The sequence below is a fragment of the Archangium gephyra genome (assembly GCF_049060025.1).
GTDB lineage: Bacteria > Myxococcota > Myxococcia > Myxococcales > Myxococcaceae > Archangium > Archangium gephyra_A.
The window spans coordinates 8468892-8490134 of sequence record NZ_JBMEQQ010000002.1 but is presented as its reverse complement, the minus strand read 5'-3'; the positions used below and the strand labels follow the sequence as shown (position 1 = coordinate 8490134).

Below are 21243 nucleotides of genomic sequence, written 5' to 3'. Positions count from 1 at the left end.
GACGAGCCTCTGGCGCGAGCGCCCGGCTGTGCCAGAGTCGGGCCCCCTTTCAGGAGGCCCTTCCACCCCATGAGCTCGACGGTTTCGACTTTTCTGATGTTCGAAGGCAAGAAGGCCGAGGAGGCGATGACGTTCTACGTGTCGCTCTTCAAGGACGCGAGCATCACCCACATCCAGCGCTATGGCCCCGGCGAGCCCGGCGCCGAGGGCTCGGTGGTGCAGGCGGCCTTCACCCTCAACGGCCAGCGCTTCATGTGCATCGACAGCAGCGTGAAGCACGGGTTCACCTTCACACCCGCCACGTCCATCTTCGTCCACACGGACTCGGAAGCCGAGCTCGACATGCTGGCCGCGAAGCTGGGCGAAGGAGGCCAGGTGCTCATGCCGCTGGGCGAGTACCCCTTCAGCCCGAAGTTCACCTGGCTCGCCGACCGGTACGGCGTGTCGTGGCAGCTCAGCCTGACGAAGGTTTGAGCGGACTCAAGGCAACCTGCCGCATCGCCCACGGCGAAACAGCCCGTCAGGGTTGTTCACCGAAAAACCGCTCCCAATCGAGGTGAGTGGTAAGCGCTTACCACTCACCATCCCGGTTTTCGGACGCTGCGCCTCACGTCATGGACTGCGCCAGAGCGCGCTCTCGCCGTAAGTCGCGGTAATGCGAGCCCCTGCCCATTGGCCCGCCGCATGCTCTCCCCATGGGCGGTCCGCAACTCAGCGGTCCAAACCACCCAAGAGGGGGAGACAAATGGCGACGCAGAAGATGATGGCTGTTCCCGCCAAGGCGATGGCCGCTGCTGGTGTCGTGACGCCGCTCGAAGATTTGTCGCTCGACGAGATCAAGAACGTCATCAACGACCTGGCCCGGCAGGGCAGCACCTTCCAGTACCAGATCGGCGTGCTGTACAACCACATCGTGAACAGGAAGCTGGCGGAGCTGGCCGGTTTCGGGACCGCGCAGGCGTACTTCAACCAGCACGTGAAGGCCCTCTCGCAGTCCACCCTGGGCAACTACGGCATGGTGGCCCGCAACTTCACGGTGGATACCTGCACGCAGTACGGCATGTACCGCCTGCGTGTCCTGCTGCGCTACCTGGAGGCGATCGGCGCGGTGGTGCCCGAGGACCCGGGTCCCCTGGTCATCGATGTGCCGCAGGATGATGGCAAGGTGGTAGCGAAGCCCTTCGCTGAGTGCAGCATGGACGAGGTGGAGCGGGCCACGCGGGCGAAGCGGAGTGGACCCACGGCGAGGGTGCCCGTGGCGGACCAGGCGCGCCTGCTGTTCCTGGCGGACAGCATCCACACCCGGTTCGAGGGGGTGGCGGAGGTGCGCTTCACCTCGCGCAGCAAGGAGGGAAAGACGCTCATCAGCCTGCAGGACGTGCCCATGACGGAGCTGGCGCGGCTCACGCAGGCGCTCCAGGATGGCATGGACGCCGAGCCCACCCTCGCGGTGCCGGAGAAGCACGCCGCCGCGTGAGGTGAAATCACCGGGTGGGGAGGGACCTCAGCCGGACAGAGCTGGCGCTCCCTCCCGCTCGCGCGACACCGACATGAGGCTCCTTCTGAAGTTCAGTTGCCCCATCTGTCCAGCGCGTACCCCCGCGCCGTCGCGAGATTCAGCAGGAGCAGGGTCAGCACCAAGGCACTCTGGAAGAAGAGCAGCGCGAAGACGACGGTGCCGAAGCGGAACACGCTGATGACCTCGCCCTGGAGCAGCATCACGCCCATCGAGAGCGCGGCGTAGAGCCCCAGGGCGGGCTGCCGGAGCGCCAGGCAGCCCGCCCCCCCCAGGAGGAACGACAGAGCGGCCGCCGTGCCACGCATGGAGCTGCTGCAGTGGCTGGCGCGGCGTCACCTCCGCCCAGGCAGACCATGTCGGGCACGTGGGGAGCGGGAGTCGATGAAAGCCCCGCTCACCCGAGCGATGTCCCTGGCCACTGCCCTCCCGGCTCCGGCGCCTGCACGGGTGCGAGGAGTGGAGCAGAATGGGGCTGCGGTTCGCCTCACTTCTCCCGAGAAGCTCTCGCCATGGCAGCCTCCCTTCGCCTCCCCCGCCCCCTCCCCCCGCTGCGCCGGGGCCTGGTGCTGGGGGTCCTCTCCCTCATGGTGGCCGAGGTGGTGGGGGCCACCCTCTTCGCCCTCCAGCAGGGGCTCCCCCTCGCCGTGGCGGAGGTTCCCCCAACCAGCGCCGGGTGCGCGACACAGGCCCAACGATGAACACGTCAAGCGAAGCCGGCACCGCCGCGCAACCCGAGCTGGAAGCACCGCTCCTGCCCGTCCGGGACATGGTCCTCTTTCCAGGAGAGCTTCGCCCAGCTCTACGTGGGCAGATGGACGTCCGTACAGGCCCTCGTCGAGGCGTACCGCGCGCCCAAACGCATCCTCGTTGTCGCGCAGCGGACCCCCGAGCAGGCCATGCCCGGAGAGGATGACCTCTTCGGCATCGGCACGCTCGCCACGCTCATGGACTGTCGGCAGCACCCGGATGGATACCTCGTCGTGTCCGCCCGTGGAGACCAGAGGGCGCGCCTGCTCGAACTGACGCAGCGGATTCCCTGCCTGACCGGGCGCGTCCAGCCGCTTCGAGAGCCCAGCGCGCGGGGCGTCCTGCCCGAGCTCGAACGCGTGCTGGCGCTGGCACAGCGGGTGGCACGGAGGTCACCTCATGTTCCGATTGAGTCGCTCCGCGCGGCGCTCCAGCTCGAAGACCCCGCGCGCCTCGCGGGCGCCCTCGCGGCCTCCCTCCTGAGCGATGTCGAGCAGCGCCAGCAGGTGCTCGAAGCCGTGTCGGTCAGCGAGCGCACTGAGCGGCTGATGCTGGGACTCGCATCCGAGTCGGCTGCACCGCCGGAGAACCACGCTGTCGGCGCCCGCCTGAAGTCGCTCTTCCACCGGTGGAGGGTCGATCGGCTGCGCTGGAACGGCTGAGGCCCACCGGGCACTGTGGGCTTGCCCCGGTTGCGTGGCTCTCCCGCAGTTTGCGTGAACCCTGAGCGCATACTGATGGCCGCAAGAGCAAGGCTCGACTGCTCGCTACCGCTGAACCACACGAAGTGCGGGAGAGCCGATTTCGTGGATGGGGACAACTGGCACCAGCACCCCGAGCTACCGGACAGCTGGCCGTCGGGGCAACCTCCCGCCCGGCTCGGGTTGAGCCGCCGAGGGCCACCCGAACCCGCCTTGCGAAACGCGGGCTCCGGCTCATCTCAGTGGTAAGCGCTTACCAGCAATGTAGTCAAAAACCACACACCACTGGTAAGCGCTTACCACCGAAGCCGTCTCCAAGCCGCTGGAAAGAAAACAGGCTCGGAGCGCCAACCCGCGCCCGGCTCAGGCCTGGCCCAACCAGGGGCGCAGCAGCGCCTCGGCCCGCGCCCGGTTCGTGAAGAGCAGCGCCAGCCCCACCATCGTCCCCGGGCCCTCCTGGGGCGGAAACACCTGGGCCACCTGCGCCTCCAGCTCCACCACGCGCCCGGAGAACTCCAGCACCAGGCTCACGATGACCTGCGTGTCCCGGGGCAGCTGCTTGGAGGTGGAGATGAAGACCGCCCCCATGCGCAGCTCCCGCTCGTAGGCCTGCTGGAAGGCGGCGCGCGTGGGGTAGCTCAGCTCGAAGTGCGGGATGCGCAGCTCCTGGTCCAGCGCCGAGGTGAGCACCTCCCGGGGCGAGAGCAGGCGCACCCCGAAGCCACCCCGCTCGATGGTGCGCAGCTCGGCCGGTACCAACTTGTGCCGGCGCACCTCGCCCTCGAAGAACAGGCAGCGCTCCGGCTCCACGAAGAGCTGGATGTGCAGCCGGGTGTCCAACGGGGGCATCGACGCGGAGATGATGAACAGCCCCGTCGTCGACACATCGCCCGTGAAGCCGGACTGGGAGAGCTCCCGCTCCCCGTACTTCACCATCAACCGGCGTTTGATCCGGCGTTGCTGGCGCTTCTCGGCCATGGCCGCACTCCACCCCCTGACCCGTGCCCCGGAACACTCCACCCGGGACGGGCCTTCGTTGCGGGGCACCCTACCACGCCCCCTGTAACGCCCTGCCGCCCCCCCACGGCCCCACACGGCCCCACACCCCACCTCGCCGCCAGCACGCGGTGTTCACTGCGAGTCCCTTGGAGCCCCCTCTCCGCACACGCGCACGCGAGTTTTCCTGTTCCGCTGCTTGGGGGGCGAGTAGATGAGCGTCCCCGCTTCACGCAAGGCCCCTGCCCGCGACACCCGTTTCCGGCGAAGATGAAGCGCCCGTGATTGATACCGGTACCCTTGTCCTCGATGGCCGATTCCGTGTGCTCCAACTGCTGGGAGCAGGCGGCATGGGCGAGGTGTATCTCGGTGAGCAGGTGTCGCTGGGGCGCAAGGTGGCCATCAAGGTCCTCCACGCGGACCTGATGGTGCACCCGAGCATGATCGAGCGCTTCAAGCGCGAGGCGCGCATGCTCTCCGCGGTGGAGCACCCGGCGGTGGTGCACGTCATCGATTACGGCCAGGCGGAGGTCGGCGCGTGCCTGGTGATGGACTACGTGGAGGGTGAGAACCTCTATGACGTGCTGCAGGTGGGGGCCATGGCGCCGTCGCGCGCGCTGCCCCTGCTGTACCAGCTCGCCGAGGGCCTCGCGGCCATCCACGACAAGGGCATCATCCACCGCGACCTCAAGCCGGAGAACGTGCTCCTCACCAAGGGGCTGCGCGGGGAGCAGGCGCGGCTGTTGGACTTCGGCATCGCCCGGCTGGTGGAGCCGGACGCGTCGAGCAGCAACCTCAGCCAGGTGGGGCTGGTGGTGGGCACGCCGGAGTACCTCTCGCCGGAGCAGGCCGTGGGCGCGCCGGTGGATCCGCGCAGCGACCTGTACTCCTTCGGGGTGCTCGCCTACCGCATGCTCTCGGGCCAGCTCCCCTTCCCCGGCCCCGGGCCCACGCAGTACGTGGCCCAGCATGCCGCCGCCGAGCCCATGCATCTCATCGAGGCCGCGCCCACGCTCGCCGCCCACGCTGCGCTCGTCGCGCTGGTGATGCAGCTGCTGCAGAAGGCGCCCACCCACCGGTTGCAGAGTGCCACCGAGCTGGTGGATGCGCTCGGCGCGCTGGCGGCGGCTGGAGCCCAGGCCGTGATGAGCATGCCCGTGGCGATGGCGGCGGGCACGGCCTCCCCGAGCATCTCGGCCTTCCTCGTCCCCGACACGTCCGCCCCCGGCGGGAGTGGAACGGCCGCCTTCGCCGCGCCCCAGGAGAAGCCGGCCGAGTCCCCGTCCTCGGGCACGTCCGTCTTCGGCCCTCTCCCGCCCGTGGCCGCTCCGGTGCCCGCTCCGATGCCCTCGCCGGTGGCCGTGCCCGCGAGCAGTGGCCGCTCGCAGTCCCAGGCGCCGACCCGCGCCGAGCGGAACATGCCGCTGCCCGAGGGCGCGGCCTCCCCCTCGCGCGCGCCGACCCGCGCCTCCCAATCGGCCATCGCGGCCGTGGTGTACGAGAAGCACGTGGTGCGCGCCGGCACCGTCGTCCCCGCCCCGAAGCCCGCGGGCACGGTGGCCCCCATTGGCAGCGGGACGCTCTCGGGCAGCAAGCCGCAGAACCTCACGGTGATGCTCACCGACCTGGAGGGCTACACCGAGCGCACCTCGCGGCAGACGCACGAGCAGAACGCGCGGATGCTGGAGACGCACGACGGGCTGCTGCTGCCGCTGGTGCGCCAGTACGGCGGGCGCCTGGTGCAGAAGCGCGGAGACTCACTGCTGGCCGTCTTCCACTCGCCCACCCACGCGGTGCTGTGCGGCATGGCCATGCAGGACCGGCTGTGGCGGCACAACCAGACGTGCGGCCCGGACGAGCAGCTCCCCGTGCGCATCTGCCTCCACACGGGCGAGGTGCTCGTCACGCGTGACGCGGTGCTCGGCGAGCCGGTGGAAGTGGTGAAGGCGGTGGAGCAGGTGGCCGCGGCCGGCGAGGTCATCTTCACCGAGTCGGTGAACCTCGCGCGCAACCGGGTGGAGGGAGATGCCGAGCCCTGCGGCAGCGTGCCGATGCCGGGCAATGGCGAGCCGCTGCGCATCCACCGTTGCCGCCGCTCCCCGGAGGGCCTGCCCTTCGGTGGCCAGGACGAGGTGTCCCTCACCCCGCCCATCGAGGAGCAGCTCGGCCCGATGATGAAACCGGTGCGGGCGGTGGCGGACCTGGCGCGCACGGCGGCCGAGCGCACGGTGGCGCTCGTACGGGCCTGGCCGCGCCAGACGGCGGGCTTGGGCCTGGGGCTGGTGGCCGTGCTGGGACTGGGCTCCTACGAGGTGTCGCGCCGCGGTGAGCCGGTGTACCAGGCCCGGGAGCTGATGGAGGCGGGCAAGCCGGAGGACGCGCTGAAGCTCCTGGCCGAGGTGCCGGCGGAAGCGAAGAAGGACACGGCGGTGCTCCAGCTTCGCGCGCGGGCGTTGCACGGGCTGGAGCGGCACGAGGAGGAACACTCGGTGCTCGCCGGGATGGACGACGCGGCACGCGGGGCGCTCGAGACGCCGGTGCTGGACGGGCTGGCCGAGGACTTCGGAGCGAACGAGGCGGACAAGGGGCTGCGCAAGCTGCTGTCCTCGCTCCCGGAGGAGCCGCTGAAGAAGCACCTCGAGGAGCTGGCGGACGAGGAGTCCTCGCCCAGGCAGTGGGGCGCGCTGCGCTACCTGGAAGCCATGCTGTCCACCGACGGGATCGACCTGGTGGCGCTGTACACGCGCTCGCTCGAGTCGAAGAACTGCGGCGTGCGCGCGCGCTCGGCGCGGCGGCTCGCGGGACTGGGAGACCCGAAGGCGGTGCCCGCCCTGGAGCAGCTCAGCAAGCTGCCCAAGGACAAGGCCGGGGTGAGCTCGAAGAACTGCGGCCAGGACGAGGCGAAGGACGCCCTCGCGACGCTGTCGAAGAAGTGAGCCCCGGGGCCTCAACGCCTCTCAGTCATCATCGTGCTTGGAGTGGCCCTTCTTCTTCCCACGGCCACGGCCATGCCCGCGGCCGTCATCGTCGTCATCCCAGTCGTCCCGGTCGCGGCCCCTGTCCCTGTCCCGATCCTTGATCTTCTCGTCGACGCGCAGGAGCTCGCGGCTATAGGCGTGGTACTCGAGGTGCAGGTGGCCCCGGGCCCCGGGGGCGAAGGCGTGGAACTTCACCTTCCATACGTCACGGCCCGTGAGGTGGGCTTCCTTGAGCTCGCACCGGAGGCCACGGGAGCGGCACTCCGAGAAGCCCACCGACACGGCCTCGTTGTACGACATGGCACGGGGGGGCGGCGGACGCGGCTCATGCCGGGGGGGGTGGTAGCCCCGGACGATGCAGCCGGGTGCGAGACAGAGCAATCCGAGGAGTAGAGCGGTTCGCATGCCCCCACTGACGCACGAGGGGCGCTTCGCTTCAAACCCACACGGGCGCCGCGCTTCCCACCTACAGCGCCAGGGGGGAGGCGAAGCCGACGAAGAGCTCGCCGGTGAGCCAGGCGCGCTGGCCCTTGGCCGCGGCGCGCAGGAAGTCGTTGAGGACGGGCCCGCTCTGGCCGGCGCGGTGGGTGCGCGGAAAGAGGAGGTTCATGCGCGAGCGGGCAATGCCCTTGCTTCCCCGGTGGATGAAGGTGACGGTGCCGTCCAGCTCCATGGTCTCGACGACGGCGATGTGGGTCATCCCATCGTTGCGCTTGCCGTCGCGGTTGCGGTCGTAAGTCTCCTGGAAGAAGGCGAGGTCGCCGGGACGGGGGCGGCGCTGGTGGATGGCGCCGCGGTCCTGCGCGCGGCGGTAGATGGCGGAGACGGCGTTCTCGCCGTTGAGGAAGCCATGGTTGACCAGGTCGATGCCGCCCTCGAGGTAGGCGAGCCGCACGAAGCCGGAGCAATCATCCGGGACGCTGCGGTCCACGCGGCCGAGCTGCTTCACCCCCACGAGCTGCACCGCGCGCTCGACGATGAGGGCCGCTGCGCCCGAGGGAGTCCCCGCGAAGCCCGGGCGCGAGGCACGCAGGCTGGAGGCCCCGGCCACGAGCCGTGCGACTTCCACCGTGGTGCTCAGCGCCCGCGCCACCTCTTCCGTCGAGGCGGCCCTGGACTCCACGAGCCCTGAAGACGGAGCCGGAGTGGCGGGACGGCGCGCGGGCGCGGAGCCAGCGCAGGCGACGAGGAGACACACCGGAACGAGGAGCACACAGCGCATGCACGGTTCCCTGCCGGACGAAGGGGGGGCGACATTATCCACCTCCGCCGCCGCCTGCACCCTCTGCGTCCAGGCGCGTGCGCCTTCCCGGCCGCTCCTCAGCCGGCCTGGAGCATCGCGGGCAGCCGGAAGGTGAAGGCACTGCCCTTGCCCACCTCGCTCTCCACCGAGAGGTCCCCTCCGGCTTCCTGGAGGATGGTGCGCACCACGGGCAGGCCCAGGCCCGTCCCGCGCCCCGGAGGCTTGGTGGTGAACCACGGCTCGAAGATGGAGGTGAGCTTCTCCTCGGGAATGCCCACCCCGGTGTCCTCCACGCGGCAGCAGGCGAAGCCCGACGCGCTGTCCTGGAAGAGCCGCACCCGCACCTCCGCGGGCCGGTCCCGCACCGCCTCCACCGCGTCGGCCGCGTTGCTCACCAGGTTGAGCAGCACCTGCTCCACCCGCGTCCGGCTCGCCTCGACCCAGAGCGGCGACTCGGGCACCGAGGCCGATACCTTCAAGTGCTTGGTGATGCCCGCGGTGCGCAGCATGGCCAGCGCGCCCGCCACCAGCTCGCGCAGGTCCATCCGCTCCAACGTCGAGCGCCCCGGCCGGCCCAGGTCCATCAGGTGCCGCCCGTGCGTGGCCACGTGCTCGCACGCCCAGCCCAGCTCCTCGAGGCCTCCTCGGCATCGGGCGGGGTGCCGCGCCGCGCGCACTCGTGGAAGGAGGTCCTCAGGCTGTTGAGCACGGTGGCGATGTTGCGCAGCTCGTGCCCCACGCCGGCCGCCAGCGTGCCCAGCGTCGCCAGCCGCTCCACCTGCAGCAACTGGTTGCGCGTCCGCTCCAGCTCCGCTTCCAGCATCTCGTGGTAGCGCACGCGCTCGGTGACATCCAGGGCGAGGCCCGTGATTCCCGTGAGCGTGCCGGCCTCGTCGAACACCGGCGAGTAGCGCGTCTCGTAGTGGATGCCATCGAACGAGATGTAGCCGGTGACGGACTCACCGGCCAGCGCCCGCCGGGCCTGCGCGAGGATGTCGGGGTGGCCCGCGTAGATCTCGAAGATGGAGTGGCCCACCAACCACCCCGGCGAGAGGCCCAGCGCCGTCAGCGCGCCCCCATCCGCGAAGGTGAAGGTGCCTCGCGTGTCCAGCGCCCAGAGGGTTATCTGCGCGCCACGCACCACCGTGCGCAGCCGCATCTCGCTGAGGGCCAGGGCGCGCTGCATGGACTCGCGCTCGATCACCTGCGCCTTCAGCATGCGATTGGCCGCCTCCCCCGCGGCGAGCGCCACCTGGAAACGCTCCTGCGCCTCGCGCCGCTCGGTGACGTCGATGAGGATGCCGAGCACCCCGAAGACGGCCCCCTGCTCGTCCCGCAGGGGCACCTTGCTCGTCTGCGTCCACCGCTGCAGGCCGTCACTGCCCCGCACGGGCTCCTCGCACTCGGGCAGCGGCTGGCCCGACGTCAGCACCTGCTTGTCGCACGCGCGGTAGAAGTCCGAGTCCTCCTTGCGCCAGGGCAGCTCGTAGTCGGAGCGCCCCACCACCGCGCCGGGCTCCGCCAGGCCGGCGATCCTCGCGAAGGCGGCGTTGCACCCGAGGTAGCTCAGGTCCCGCCCCTTCCAGAAGATGGGGTATGGCAGCGCGTCGAGGATGAGCCGGAACAACTCGGCCTCCTGCCTCACCGGTGCCTGCACCACGGCTTCGCGAGCCCGCATGGGTCTTCCCCCCTGACCCCACGAGAACAGGGCCGTCTCGAACATAACTGTCTGTCAGGAAAGGTCAGGAAGGCATGATTCGGGGGTGTTTGCCTCCGGACGTCCGGGGCACATGCCCTACACGCCGCTTGGACGGGAGCCACGGCCCGGCGGATGTATCGTCCCGGGAGAGGAGGACGTGTGAATCGCCTCGTCGTTGGCCTGCTCGCGGGTGCGCTCGGAGGGGTCGCGGGAGTCTGGCTCGCCCGGAGGGGTCCGCGACGCGAGGGGCCGGACGGCCCGGCCCATCTGCGCGCGGAGGTGGGGGCCGCGCTCGCCCACCCGGGCACGCTCCAGGAGATGCTCCAGCCGTGCGCGGAGGCGATGGTGCGCCACCTCGGGGGAGCCTTCGCGCGCATCTGGGTGCTGCCTCCAGGCACGCAGGTGCTCGAGCTGCGGGCGAGCGCCGGGCGCTATACCCACCTGGACGGCGAGCACGCGCACATTCCCCTGGGCCATCTGAAGATCGGGCAGATCGCCCAGCAAGGCAGGCCCCTGCTCACCAACGACGTGACGAACGACCCGCGCATCCAGGACAGGCAATGGGCGCTGCACGAGGGCCTGATGGCCTTCACGGGCTACCCGCTCCTGGCCGATGGGCAGGTGGTGGGAGTGATGGCGATGTTCGCGCGCCACCGGCTGGAGGACGACACCCTGGAGGCCCTGGCCTCGGTGGCGGACGCGCTGGCCCAGGGCATCGCGCGCAAGTACGCCGAGGAGCGGCTGCGCCAGAGCGAGGAGCGCTTCCGGCTGCTGCTCGACTCCACCGGCGAGGCCATCTACGGCCTGGACCTCGAAGGGCGGTGCACCTTCGCCAACCGCACCTGCGCGCGGCTGCTGGGCTATCCGGACGCCTCGGCGCTCATCGGGCGGCAGATGCACGACACCATCCATTACAGCCACGAGGACGGCAGGCCCTATCCCCGTTTGGAGTGCGTCGTCTACGAGGCCACCACCCGGGAGGGCATCCACGACGACAAGGAGTGGCTGTGGCGCGCGGACGGCACGGGCTTTCCGGCGGAGGTCTGGTCCTATCCCATCTGGCGGGGCGACGAGCGGCTGGGCGCGGTGGTCACCTTCGTGGACATCACCGAACGCCGCGAAGCGGAGGCGGAACGGGCGCGGTTGCTGCGCGAGACGCAGGAGGCGGTGCGGGCCCGGGACGAGTTCCTGGCCATCGCCTCGCACGAGCTGCGCACGCCCCTCACGCCTTTGCGGCTGGGCCTGCAGATGGCCCAGCGGATGATCCAGGGCGGGCAGGCCACCTCCGAGGAACTGCTGGCCCGGCTGGTGGTGACGGACAGGCAGGTGGTGCGCCTCACGCGGCTGGTGGAGAGCATGCTGGACCTCTCACGGCTGACGCGGGGCACGCTGCAGCTCGACACGGCGCCGTGTGACCTGGCGGTGCTGGTGCGCGAGGTGTTGGAGCGCTCGCACGAGGTGCTCGCCCAGGCGGAATGCACGCTCGACGCCCAGGTGGAAGGGCCGCTCCCGGTGCTGGGAGACCGGCTGCGGTTGGAGCAGGTGCTGGAGAACCTGCTGTCCAACGCGATGAAGTACGGGGCGGGCTGTCCGGTGCACGTGCGCTGCCGGGCCGAGGGAGGCCGCGCGATGATGAGCGTGGAGGACGAGGGCATCGGCATCCCGCCGGAGGACCAGCAGCGCATCTTCGGACGTTTCGAGCGCGCCGCCTCGGTGCGGCACTACGGCGGCTTCGGGCTCGGGCTCTACATCCTGCGGGAGATCGTCGAGGCACACGGCGGGAGCGTGTCGGTGGAGAGCCAGCCCGGACAGGGCGCCCGCTTCACCGTGTCGCTCCCGCTGTTGGACGCACCGGGCTGAGCCTCACGGAGCCTGCTGGGGCGGCACACCGTTGGCGCGCAACACGCGCACCACCTCGTCGGCCATGACGCGATGGCCGGCGGCGTTCGGGTGGACGCCGTCCTCGTCCAGCCCGTCGATGAAGTGGTGCACGTTGTCCGGCGCGTGTGTCACCGCCTCGAAGTCGATGATGTCCGGCTGCCGGTGGGTGCGAATCCAGCCGTTCATCACCAACCGGCTCGCCTTCACCTCTTCGTACTTGCCGTTGTTGGCGTACTCCTTGGGCAGCAACGTGCCGGTCCAGGTGCGGCAGAAGGGCTTCAGCCGCTCCAGCAACTCGCTCATGTCCGCCTGCAGCTTGCTGTCCGGGACGCCACTCAGGTCATTGGTGCCCAGCAGGACGATGCAGTCGGTGATGCCCGACAGGACGAGCGCCTCGCCGTCCAGCATCCGCAATCCATCGTAGAAGCCCTGGCCGGAGACACCGGCGTTGACGATGGGCACGCCCAGTTGGGCGCCCGCCCGGAAGGCCCAGGTGTCACGGATGTCGTCATGACCATCGATGTAGCCCTTGGTGATGCTGTCGCCCAGGGCGACGAAGGCCCGCGAGGGAGGGCCCTCGACCTCCACGGTGGCCAGTCCCACCGGGAAGGCCCAGGACGTGCCGCCCAGCGGACCCGGCGTGGTGGCCCAGGAGCCCGGGCGCATGGCACTGCCAGGGAGCAGTTCGATGGCACTGGCCGCCAGCGCGCCCTCCACCTCGAAGGACACGGCCAGCTCCTCACCGAAGTGGACGGGAAAGGACACGGGGTCGGACACCACGCGCGTCCTCGTCGCCACGGAGGCGCCGGGTGAGCCGGAGAACGTCACGGGCACGGGCGCGGAGGCCAGTGAGCCCTCGTTCCCGGCCCGGGCGACAGTGACCCGCCGCAGCACGAGGGAGCCATCCCCGGAGCGGAAGGCGAGCCGCACCCGGGCTCCCGCCCGGTTCACCGGCACGCGCAGCCGGAACGTGGTGAGGCTGCCCACGCCGTGGGACGAGCGCAGGGCCAGATGGAAGCCCGGTTGGAACATGGGAGCCACCGGACGGGGCCGGGCCGGGTCGTGCCCGGTGCGTACGGGCGCCACCTCGAGCCCACCTGCGGGCAAGGCTTCCCAGGAGGAAGCCGGAGCGGAGTCCGCCGGTGGGAAGAAGAGTTCCCTCTCGTTCCCTGCCGGTCCACACCGGGTCATCAGGATTGCCGCCAGACACACCCGCAGTGCCACGCCTCGCCGGCTCCCCATCACTCCTCCCCTGATATGGAAAGGCGTTGCACCCGCCGGACCATCTTGACGGGGGGCCCCGGCCGCTCCGTGAGCCTCCGGACCTACCGTTGACCGGGTTGCGGACGCACGCGAGGCCCTGGGGTATTACGGCGAGACGCTGGACATCCGCCGCGCATCGCTCCAACACCTCGGCTACCTGGCCCACCGCGGCGGATTTCGCCAGTGAGCAGGCACGCCATGCTCAGGCCCGCGCGCACGTCCACCTCCGGCCGGACCTGGAGCTCGACACTAACAGCCCGACTCCACGGCGCCGATGTCCGGAGCGGCCCCGCAGAATGGGAGGCCCAGGTTCTCGCCCCGGTCGACGGCGGCCGGTGCGGGCACCAGGGTGCTGGTGCTGTTGAGCAGGGTGCTGGACTCGAGGGAGTTGGTATCGAAGCCCTTGGCCTTCCACTGGGACAGGGTCGAGCCATTGAAGGTGGCACCGGGCCGGTAGAGGTTGCTGCCCATCTTCAGCCCCGGCGCCTGGGTGCCCAGCTTCAAGACGTAGGCGGCGTCGATGATGTTGTTCTTCACCACCAGGTTCTCGGTCGGCCCGCCGGTGCCGCTGCCCACGCTGAGCGCCGGGCCCTGCAGCCGGGTGAAGGTGTTGTTGTACACCTGCGTCCCCGTGGAGACCGCGAGCTGCAGGCCGCCGCCCGTCATGCCGTCCAGGGTGATCATGTCCCGGATGCGGTTGCGGCGGATGACGATGCCCGAGGGATACGGGCCGTAGCGGTTGCCGCCCACGCCAATGGCCAGCCCCGCGTCGTAGAAGTCATTGTCCTCGATGAGGACGTTCCTGGCCGACATGTGCACCACCATGGCGCCATTGCCGCCCAGGGTCGGATGGCGCCGAGCGAGGTGCATCTTGTTGCGGCGGACGATGACGTTGTGACAGGTCTTGATGTCCAACGACTGCTCGATGTTGCCGTACAGGTCGTTGCCCTCGATGAGGACACCATCGGCCGGAGCGCCGGGGACGGTGCCATCCTCGCTGTAGCACTGGATGGCGTCACCCGAGTTGTCATGGATGACATTGTTGCGCACGGTGATGTTGCGCGCCGTGGGTTGGATGACCACGCCGTGCGCGTCATCCCCACTGATGAAGATGTGGTGGATGTGATTGTTCTCGAGCGTGGCCCCGTTGGCGCTGTAGTGGAAGCTCACGCCGGCACCGTACTGGCCGTGGTGGATCTCCGAGTGGGAGAGCTTCGTCCCCTGCAGGTTGCCGGTGAAGGCCACGCCGTAGGCCTTGCGGTTCTGGAGGTCGATGTTGAAGCCGCTGATGAGCCAGTACGGCTTCTCCACCACCATCAGCGCCCCGTTCACCGCGCCCAGGACGATGCGCGGATTGCCCTCGCCCTGGAGGGTGATGGGCGCCTCGGCCGTGCCGCTGCGCACGGCGCCGGAGATGAGCACGCGCTCGGTATAGGTGCCCGAGCGCACCCGGATGAGCTCGCCCGGACCGGCCAGGGTGATGGCGCGGCTGATGGTGCGCAGGGGCGCCGTCTCCGAGCCGCCCGCGGTGTCACTGCCCGTGGGGCTCACCACCCAGACGCGCTTGTACGTGGGCGGGGTGACCGGCGCCTCCCCCGGGGTGGGGCTGCCCGGCTGAGGGGCCGGCGCGGGAGGTCCCGTGTCCTCGTCCGAGGTGGGAGTGTCCGGCGCCTCCGAGGTGGGCGTCTGAGCTCCCCCCTGCCCCGGCTGGGAGGTGCCCGGAATCCCGAGGGGGGGCGTCTCCACGGGGGGCACCCGGGGCTCGCTCTCCCGGGCTCCACCCACTCCGCCAGGGGACCCACAGGCAGTCACCAGACAGGCCAACAGGGATGAAATGAATGCGGAGCGCTTGTTGAAAGTTCTCACCGTGAACACCCTCCTGGGCCGGGGTGTTCTGGACAGTGATTGCCTCCTCGCTATTCCTGCCGGAGGGCCTGTCTGCCCGCTCTCTGCTCAAGGGCCGGCGCGCCTGCTCCCCCGGCTGCTTCAGGAAGCGTGAGGACCGGCCTGGTACGAGGCGCGCGGCTCGAGCCCGGCCTCTGGGAACGGCGGGGCCGTGGTGAGCCGGACGGGAGGCTGGGAGACATACCCGGCCGCCTCCTCGCACCAGTCCACGTGGCGCCGCACCGTCTGGGTCAGCTCGAAGGACTCACAGGCCCGCTGACGCGCCGACTCGCCGAGCTGACGCCTCAACGCCGGGTCGTTCAGCAGGCGTTCGAGCGCGGCGGCGAAACCGGCCTCGTCTCCGGGCTCCACCAGCAGACCGGTCCTGCCGTGTTGGATGAGCTCGGGGATGCCGCCGACCCGGGAGGCCACCACGGCGCAGCCGCAGGCCATGGCCTCCGCGACGGTGAGCCCGAAGGCCTCCGCCAGCGCGGGCTGGATGCAGATGTCCGACGTTCCGAGCAGCTCCTGCACGTCGTTGCGCAACCCCAGGAACTCCGTCTGGTGCTGCAGCCCAAGCCGGGCCGCGAGCGCGCGCAGGGACGGCTGCGCCGGGCCATCTCCGACGACGCGCAGGCGCACCCGGGGCGAGCGCAGGCGCCCGAGCGCGCCCAGCAGGTGGTGCACGCCCTTGTTCTCCACGAGGTTGGCGACGGTGATGAGCTCCACCGGCCCCCCCGGCTGCGGGCGCGCGTGGGGATGGAAGCGGCGGGTGTCCACGCCGTTGAAGATGGTGCGGGAGCGGTGGGGATGGAGTCCGAAGCGCCGGCCCTCCTTCACGCGCACGTGCTCGGAGACCCCCGCCAGGCTGTGCACCCGCACCATGGTGGCCTGATTCACCGCCCAGCGCAGGCCGCGGCGGACCACGTCCTCGTCCTCGTCGGTGATGTCCGAGTGGGCCGTGTACAGTACCTGGGTCGGCCACGCCGCGTAGGCCGCCATCGCGAGGCGGCTGCGCGGGGCCAGGAAGTTGAGGTGGATGACGTCCTGGCCGGCCAGGCGCCGCGTCATGGCGAGCAGCCCCGAGCGCTCGAACTCCACCAGGTCCTCCACCCGCGCGCCGCTGGCCTTCAGCTCCGCGACGAAGGACGGAAGCATGGGCTCGCGCAGCCAGGCATCCACCACGTGGCCACGCCGCGCGGCCTCCCGGCAGAAGGCGAGAATCCAGTCCTCCAGCGAGCCCTGCTTGCGTGGCGCCAGGCTCATCAGCAGTGCGATGCGAAGCCCCTTCATCCGCCCCCCCTGCACACACGCATCCCCGGCCGGAATGCGTACGCAGGCCCTGGTCCGAGTCCGGACCTCACTCCTCTTGCTCCCCCGCCGGCAGCGAACGGCCCACTCCCCATTGCCTTGTGATGAGGTCAGGACTGGAGCTTCGCAAGGTCTACTGACCCGAGGCGTTCATCAACCACCGGACGCCAACCACGCGGATGTCCGGTCCCGCACCTCAGGACTCTTCCGCGCACGGAGATGTTGCGCACCGTGGGCTGGATGCGCACCCCATGCCCACCCTCGTTGGGGATGGAGACGAGAACGCCCGAAGATGATGGTGCTCGCCGTACGGAGTGCACAACGTGGGCACGCGGTGCCAGCGAGCCGGCTCCACGAGGGGGAAGGTCCGGGGATGGGAATGGGAAGCAAGGCGGTGCAGAGCCAGGATCGCTGGGCCTTCGGCTTCCTGCTCGCGTTCCTGGCCGCCATCTACATCAGCCCCGGTGAGTGGATTCCGGGGCTCGCCCGGTTCCGCCCCGCGCTGGTGCTGTCGGCGCTGGCCACCGGCCTGATGCTCCTCGGACGCCTGGGCCGCCGGGAGAAGCTGTGGGTGGATGGGCAGCGGGGTGTGCTCCTCATCATCTTCTGTGGCCTGGTCTTCGCGTCGCTGAGCTGGTCGCTGTACCCGGCCGCCACGCAGTTCGCCGCGATGGAGCTCCTCAAGTGGGTGCTCCTCTACCTGACGCTGGTGAACCTGGTGACGACGGAGCGGCGGCTGCTGTGGGCCTGCCTCGCGCTCATCGTGGGCTCACTCGTCACCTCGCGCGGCGTCATCGCCTGGCACCAGGCGGGCGTGGACATGGTGGAGGGCTACCGCGCGCGCTGGGTGGGCGTGTACGCGGACCCCAACCGCATGGCGATGAGCGTGGGCATCATCGTGCCCCTGGCGGTGGCCTTCCTCGTCCGCAAGCAGAGTGCCTGGCTGGTGCGGCTGACGTGTGGCCTCGCGGCGGCGCTGGCCATCACCGCCATGGTGTTGAGCTACTCGCGCGGCGGCTTCCTCGGGCTGGTGGCGGCCGCGGGCACGTGGGTGCTGCTGGAGCGCAACCTGGCCCGCACGCTGGTGGTGGTGGTGGCGGCCGGGGCCATGCTGGTGCTCTCCCCGCAGAGCTTCTGGAACCGCACGCGCACGGTGGGCACCTATGAGGCGGATGCCTCGGCGATGAGCCGCGTCGAGGCCTGGACGGTGGCCTCCCGGGTGAGCCTGGAGCACCCGCTGCTGGGCGTGGGCGCGGGCACCTTCCCCTATGCGTGGCGGCTGTATGGGCCCCAGGGCTCGACGCGGGTGTACGCCGCGCACAACGTCTTCCTCCAGGTCATCTCGGACCTGGGCTTCGTGGGGCTGGGGCTCTTCCTGGCCTTCATCGGCGCGGCGCTCGGGCCGCTGTGGACACTCGCGCGGGACAGGGAGCGCGGCTGGCTGGTGCGGGCGCTCGCGGCGGCCGTGGTGGGCCACCTGGTGTCCTGCCTCTTCGCGGGCTTCCTGGTGGCCGTGCACTTCTACGTGCTGTTCGGGCTGGCGGCCTGCGCGGACCGGCTCGCCCGCGCCGCCCAGCGGGTCCCCGTGGAAGGGGACTCCAGCCAGGCCCAGGCGCCTTCGCCGGCCGAGGTGCCTCCCGCCTGGACACCCGGGACGGGGACCGCGTCCGGAAGGATCTCCGGCCAGCACCGGTGAGTGCGGTGGAGCCGCCCCCGGCCCCTCGTCCTTCCTAGGCGCGAGGAGGAATCGGCTTCTTCTGCTTGCGCAGCTCGTCGTAGAGCGAGACGCGGCCGGCCACCGTGCCCGCCACCGCCTGCTCCAACGGGCGCAACACCTGTGGCAGCGGAAGCACCGCCCTCAGGCGCCGCCGCACCTCGTCCTCCACCAGTCCGCGCAACACCTCGGACTGCACCCGCGCCATCGGCGGCGGCCACCACGTGGGGGACTCCTCCACGGGCGCCTGATCCGGCCGCACCACCTTCATGTGGTGCACCGCCACGTCGTAGAAGCTCCGCCGCGCGAACTCGCTGTCCTCGAACGGGAACTCGCCGCCGAGCGCCTTGCCCACCGCCAGCCCGGACGTGAACGCCATCTCGTGCCCCGAGATGAATCCCACGTACTCCCCGCAGAACCAGGTGCGCCGCTTGCCCTGGATGCGGTGCAGCTCCGCCGAGCGCACCGGGTGCATCCCGTCGCACACCAGGTGCTGCCAGCGCATCGTCTTCACCACCTTCGCCGGGTCGATCAACCCCTCGGGCGGGTTGCACGTGGCGAACAGATCCTCGCCCCCCACCCAGTCCTGCAGCGCCGGCAGGTAGTAGTTGTAGTGCGCCCGCGTGAAGGGCCCTCGCGCCTCGCTCGTCACGTACGTGTACGCCGCCCACAGGCTCCGGTCCTCCGGCATCACCCGCGCGTCCGTGTGCAACACGATGCTCGCCGGCTCGTACTCCACCTCGCCCAGCAGGATGCCCTCATCCGAGGAAGGATCCTCCAGCAGCTTCAGCGCCGTGCCCGCCTCCGTGGCCAGCACCACCTGATCGAACCGGTGCACCGCGCCGTCCGCGCTCGTCACCGTCACCCCGTCCCGCTCGCGGCGGATGGAGCGCACCCCACAGCCCGTTCGCACGCTCGAGGCGAAGCCCGCCGACAGCCGGCGCACGTACTCGCGCGAGCCCTGCTTCACCGTGCGCCAGGAGGTGGGCCCTCCCATCGAATAGCCACTCACCGGCCCGAAGGTCGCCGCCACCATGAACATGGACATCCGCAGCAGGCCGATGCGCGTGACGAAGAGCACCGACAGCAGCGGCGCCACCACCTTGTGCTTGAAGTCCTCCGAGTAGCCCTCCTCGTCCAGGTACTGCTCCACCGTCAGGGGCATGTACTTCTTCGGGTGGGAGACGATCTCCGGCAGCGCCTGTTGGAAGCGATCCACCTCGTGGCGCACGGACTCCCAGAACGCCGAGTCCCGGCCCGTCCGCCAGTGGCCTCCCTGGAAGTGGATGGACAGCTCCAGGCCCGGCCGCAGGGGCTGCGTCTCCACGCCCAGCCGCCGGAAGAGCGCCGACAGGTTCGGGTACACCCAGTCGTGGTAGATGAGGAACCCGATGTCCACCGGCACCGTGCGGCCTTCGCGCGTCACCTCCACGGTGTGCGCGTGGCCTCCCAGCACCGGCGACGCCTCGAAGAGCGTCACCTCGTGCTGGCGGTGCAGACTGTAGGCGGCCCCCATCCCGGCGATGCCGCCTCCCACGATGGCCACCTTCATGCAGCTTCCTCCGCGACCCCCTGCAGGCCGCGCTCCAGGTACGCGCGCTTCGCCGCCTGGCGCTGAATCTTGCCGCTGGACGTCTTCGGCACGCTCCCCGGCTTGAGGAACACCACGTCGTGCAGCCGCAACTGGTACGCGTCGTTGATGGCCTTGCGCACCGTGGCCGCCGCCGCCTCCAGGTCCAGCGCCGCGCCGCCCTGCTGCTGCTTCGTGTCCACCTCCGCCACCACCACCAGCCGCTCCTCGCCCTCCACGTCCACCGAGAAGGCCGCGCCGCACCCCGGCCTCACCGCCGGCAGCGCCGCCTCCACCGTCCACTCGATGTCCTGCGGGTAGTGGTTCTGCCCGCCGATGATGATGAGGTCCTTCTTGCGGCCGGTGATGTACAGCAGCCCGTCCCGGATGAAGCCCAGGTCCCCGGTGCGCAGCCACTGGCGCGAGTCATCTCCGCGGATGCGCGCGTGGAACGTCTCCTCGGACAGCTCCGGCTTGCGCCAGTAGCCCTGGGCCACACTGGGGCCGTACACCCAGATTTCCCCCACGCGCCCGTCCGCCAGTGCCTCGCGCGACTCCGGGTCCACGATGGCCAGCCCGTACCCCTCCTGGGTCTCGCCGCAGGAGACGATCTCCATGGCGTTGGCATCGCCCGCGGACAGCGGCACCACGCGGTCCTCCTTCAGGGCCTCCTTGTCCACGCTCAGCGTCACCACGCCGCGCCCCTGCAGGCCCGGCGCCTTGAGCGTCACCTCCGCCAGGCCGAACACCGGGAAGAGCGCCGAGGCGGAGAATCCCCGGGGCGAGAACGTCTCGATGAAGCGCCGCATGGTGCCTGCGCGCACCGGCTCGGCACCGCAGTACGCGCTGCGCCACGAGGACAGGTCCAACGCGGCCAGGGCCTCGGGCGTCGCCTTGCGCACGCACAGCTCGTAGCCGAAGTTGGGCCCGCCCGAATGCGTCACCTTGAAGGCCGTCACCGCCTGCAGCCAGCGCAGCGGGTGCTTGAGGAAGTCCGCCGGGGACATCAGGTACACCGGGTAGCCCGAGTAGAAGCCCTCCATCAGCCCGTCCACCAGGCCCATGTCGTGGAAGGAGGGCAGCCACGTCACCGAGCACGAGTCCTCGCCCAGCGCCACGCTGCCCCGGATGTGCGCGAGGTTGGCCAGCAGGTTGCCGTGGCTCACCATCACGCCCTTGGGCGCCGAGGTGGAGCCCGAGGTGTACTGGAGGAAGGCGAGCTGCTCGCTCCGGGCGTCGGCCGGCGACTCCAGCGCCACCACGCCCAGGTCCTCCGCGTCGGTGGCCAGCCACTTCAGCGCCGCCAGTCCGGGCACCTGCTCGGCGAAGGCGGCCGCCATGTCGCGGATCTCCCGGGTGGACAGCACCACCTTGGGGCGGCAGTCGGCGATGATGCCGAGCAACCGGCCCAGGGTGCGCTCCAGGCGGGTGGGATCCGGCGGATAGGCGGGCACCGCCACCGTCCCCGCGTAGAGGCAGCCCAGGAAGGACTCCACGTACTCCGCGCCCTGGGGGTAGAGCAGCAGCGCGCGCTCGCCCTCCATGCCATGGGCCTTCAACAGCGCGGCGATGGTGCGGGCCCGCTGATCCAACCCGGCGAAGGAGTACGCCTTGCGCTCCTCGGTGCCGCGGGTGATGTAGGTGAGGGCCCTGCGCTCCGGGTGGCGCCCGGCGCGGCGGTGAAGGATGTGGGCGAGCGACGTCGCGCCCGAGATGCAGTCAGACGACATGGGAGGC

At 70.4% G+C, this 21243-nt stretch carries 18 protein-coding genes; 7 read left to right on the top strand and 11 right to left on the bottom strand.

All coding sequences use genetic code 11. From position 1 onward, the window contains the following. Positions 1-69: 69 nt before the first annotated feature. Both ACN28I_RS37170 and ACN28I_RS37165 read left to right on the top strand, forming a co-directional pair. Positions 70-474: a VOC family protein gene (locus ACN28I_RS37170; protein ID WP_420946637.1), complete on the top strand. Its 405-nt coding sequence runs from the start codon at positions 70-72 to the stop codon at positions 472-474. A 271-nt stretch (positions 475-745) separates the two neighbouring features. Continuing rightward, positions 746-1477 (top strand): hypothetical protein, encoded by a 732-nt coding sequence (locus tag ACN28I_RS37165; protein ID WP_420946636.1) that lies wholly within the window; start codon positions 746-748, stop codon positions 1475-1477. A gap of 92 nt (positions 1478-1569) precedes the next feature. On the opposite strand, the gene ACN28I_RS37160 is transcribed toward ACN28I_RS37165, so the two are convergent. After that, complete coding sequence (locus ACN28I_RS37160) at positions 1570-1824, bottom strand: hypothetical protein (protein ID WP_420946635.1); 255 nt, start codon at positions 1822-1824, stop codon at positions 1570-1572. A gap of 204 nt (positions 1825-2028) precedes the next feature. On the opposite strand from ACN28I_RS37160, the gene ACN28I_RS37155 reads away from it, so the two are divergent. Together ACN28I_RS37155 and ACN28I_RS37150 are read left to right on the top strand one after the other, a co-directional pair. Next, positions 2029-2217, top strand: coding sequence for a hypothetical protein (locus ACN28I_RS37155; protein WP_420946634.1), 189 nt, complete (start codon positions 2029-2031; stop codon positions 2215-2217). Positions 2218-2322: 105 nt separating this feature from the next. Further along, on the top strand, positions 2323-2928 hold the full coding sequence (locus tag ACN28I_RS37150) for an LON peptidase substrate-binding domain-containing protein (RefSeq protein WP_420946633.1): 606 nt from the start codon (positions 2323-2325) through the stop codon (positions 2926-2928). A gap of 402 nt (positions 2929-3330) precedes the next feature. Here the strand turns inward: ACN28I_RS37150 and ACN28I_RS37145 are convergent, their stop codons facing one another. Then, a complete protein-coding gene (locus ACN28I_RS37145; RefSeq protein ID WP_420946632.1) occupies positions 3331-3945 on the bottom strand; it encodes a PilZ domain-containing protein in 615 nt (204 codons plus the stop codon). A gap of 299 nt (positions 3946-4244) precedes the next feature. On the opposite strand from ACN28I_RS37145, the gene ACN28I_RS37140 reads away from it, so the two are divergent. Next, positions 4245-6899 carry a protein kinase domain-containing protein gene (locus ACN28I_RS37140; RefSeq protein WP_420946631.1) on the top strand — a complete coding sequence of 885 codons (2655 nt, stop codon included), beginning with the start codon at positions 4245-4247 and terminating at the stop codon, positions 6897-6899. A gap of 21 nt (positions 6900-6920) precedes the next feature. Here the strand turns inward: ACN28I_RS37140 and ACN28I_RS37135 are convergent, their stop codons facing one another. From ACN28I_RS37135 to ACN28I_RS37120, 4 genes are all read right to left on the bottom strand, one after another. Then, positions 6921-7241: a hypothetical protein gene (locus ACN28I_RS37135; RefSeq protein WP_420946630.1), complete on the bottom strand. Its 321-nt coding sequence runs from the start codon at positions 7239-7241 to the stop codon at positions 6921-6923. Between the two features lie 166 nt (positions 7242-7407). Next, positions 7408-8163 carry an NlpC/P60 family protein gene (locus tag ACN28I_RS37130; RefSeq protein ID WP_420946629.1) on the bottom strand — a complete coding sequence of 252 codons (756 nt, stop codon included), beginning with the start codon at positions 8161-8163 and terminating at the stop codon, positions 7408-7410. 98 nt (positions 8164-8261) lie between these two features. Continuing rightward, a complete protein-coding gene (locus ACN28I_RS37125; protein WP_420946628.1) occupies positions 8262-8792 on the bottom strand; it encodes a sensor histidine kinase in 531 nt (176 codons plus the stop codon). After that, the gene (locus ACN28I_RS37120; protein WP_420946627.1) at positions 8768-9862 is read right to left on the bottom strand and encodes a PAS domain-containing protein; all 1095 of its coding nucleotides are present in this window, start codon (positions 9860-9862) and stop codon (positions 8768-8770) included. The genes ACN28I_RS37125 and ACN28I_RS37120 overlap by 25 nt, the downstream gene beginning before the upstream one ends. A 180-nt stretch (positions 9863-10042) precedes the next feature. Between ACN28I_RS37120 and ACN28I_RS37115 the strand changes: the two genes are divergently transcribed. Then, entirely contained in the window at positions 10043-11743 is a 1701-nt protein-coding gene (locus tag ACN28I_RS37115) for an ATP-binding protein (protein WP_420946626.1), read from the top strand. A 3-nt stretch (positions 11744-11746) separates the two neighbouring features. Here ACN28I_RS37115 and ACN28I_RS37110 read toward each other — a convergent pair whose 3' ends face one another. The 3 genes from ACN28I_RS37110 to ACN28I_RS37100 all read right to left on the bottom strand — a co-directional run bounded on the left by ACN28I_RS37110 (position 11747) and on the right by ACN28I_RS37100 (position 16204). After that, on the bottom strand, positions 11747-12850 hold the full coding sequence (locus ACN28I_RS37110) for an SGNH/GDSL hydrolase family protein (protein ID WP_420946625.1): 1104 nt from the start codon (positions 12848-12850) through the stop codon (positions 11747-11749). A 426-nt stretch (positions 12851-13276) separates the two neighbouring features. Then, entirely contained in the window at positions 13277-14773 is a 1497-nt protein-coding gene (locus ACN28I_RS37105; RefSeq protein WP_420946624.1) for a right-handed parallel beta-helix repeat-containing protein, read from the bottom strand. A gap of 240 nt (positions 14774-15013) precedes the next feature. Further along, on the bottom strand, positions 15014-16204 hold the full coding sequence (locus ACN28I_RS37100; protein WP_420946623.1) for a glycosyltransferase family 4 protein: 1191 nt from the start codon (positions 16202-16204) through the stop codon (positions 15014-15016). A gap of 391 nt (positions 16205-16595) precedes the next feature. On the opposite strand from ACN28I_RS37100, the gene ACN28I_RS37095 reads away from it, so the two are divergent. After that, on the top strand, positions 16596-17918 hold the full coding sequence (locus ACN28I_RS37095; protein WP_420946622.1) for an O-antigen ligase family protein: 1323 nt from the start codon (positions 16596-16598) through the stop codon (positions 17916-17918). 34 nt (positions 17919-17952) lie between these two features. On the opposite strand, the gene ACN28I_RS37090 is transcribed toward ACN28I_RS37095, so the two are convergent. Together ACN28I_RS37090 and ACN28I_RS37085 are read right to left on the bottom strand one after the other, a co-directional pair. After that, positions 17953-19488: an FAD-dependent oxidoreductase gene (locus tag ACN28I_RS37090; RefSeq protein ID WP_420946621.1), complete on the bottom strand. Its 1536-nt coding sequence runs from the start codon at positions 19486-19488 to the stop codon at positions 17953-17955. Next, a complete protein-coding gene (locus ACN28I_RS37085) occupies positions 19485-21236 on the bottom strand; it encodes a fatty acyl-AMP ligase (protein ID WP_420946620.1) in 1752 nt (583 codons plus the stop codon). Before ACN28I_RS37085 ends, ACN28I_RS37090 begins: the two co-directional genes overlap by 4 nt. Between the last annotated feature and the right edge of the window lie 7 nt (positions 21237-21243).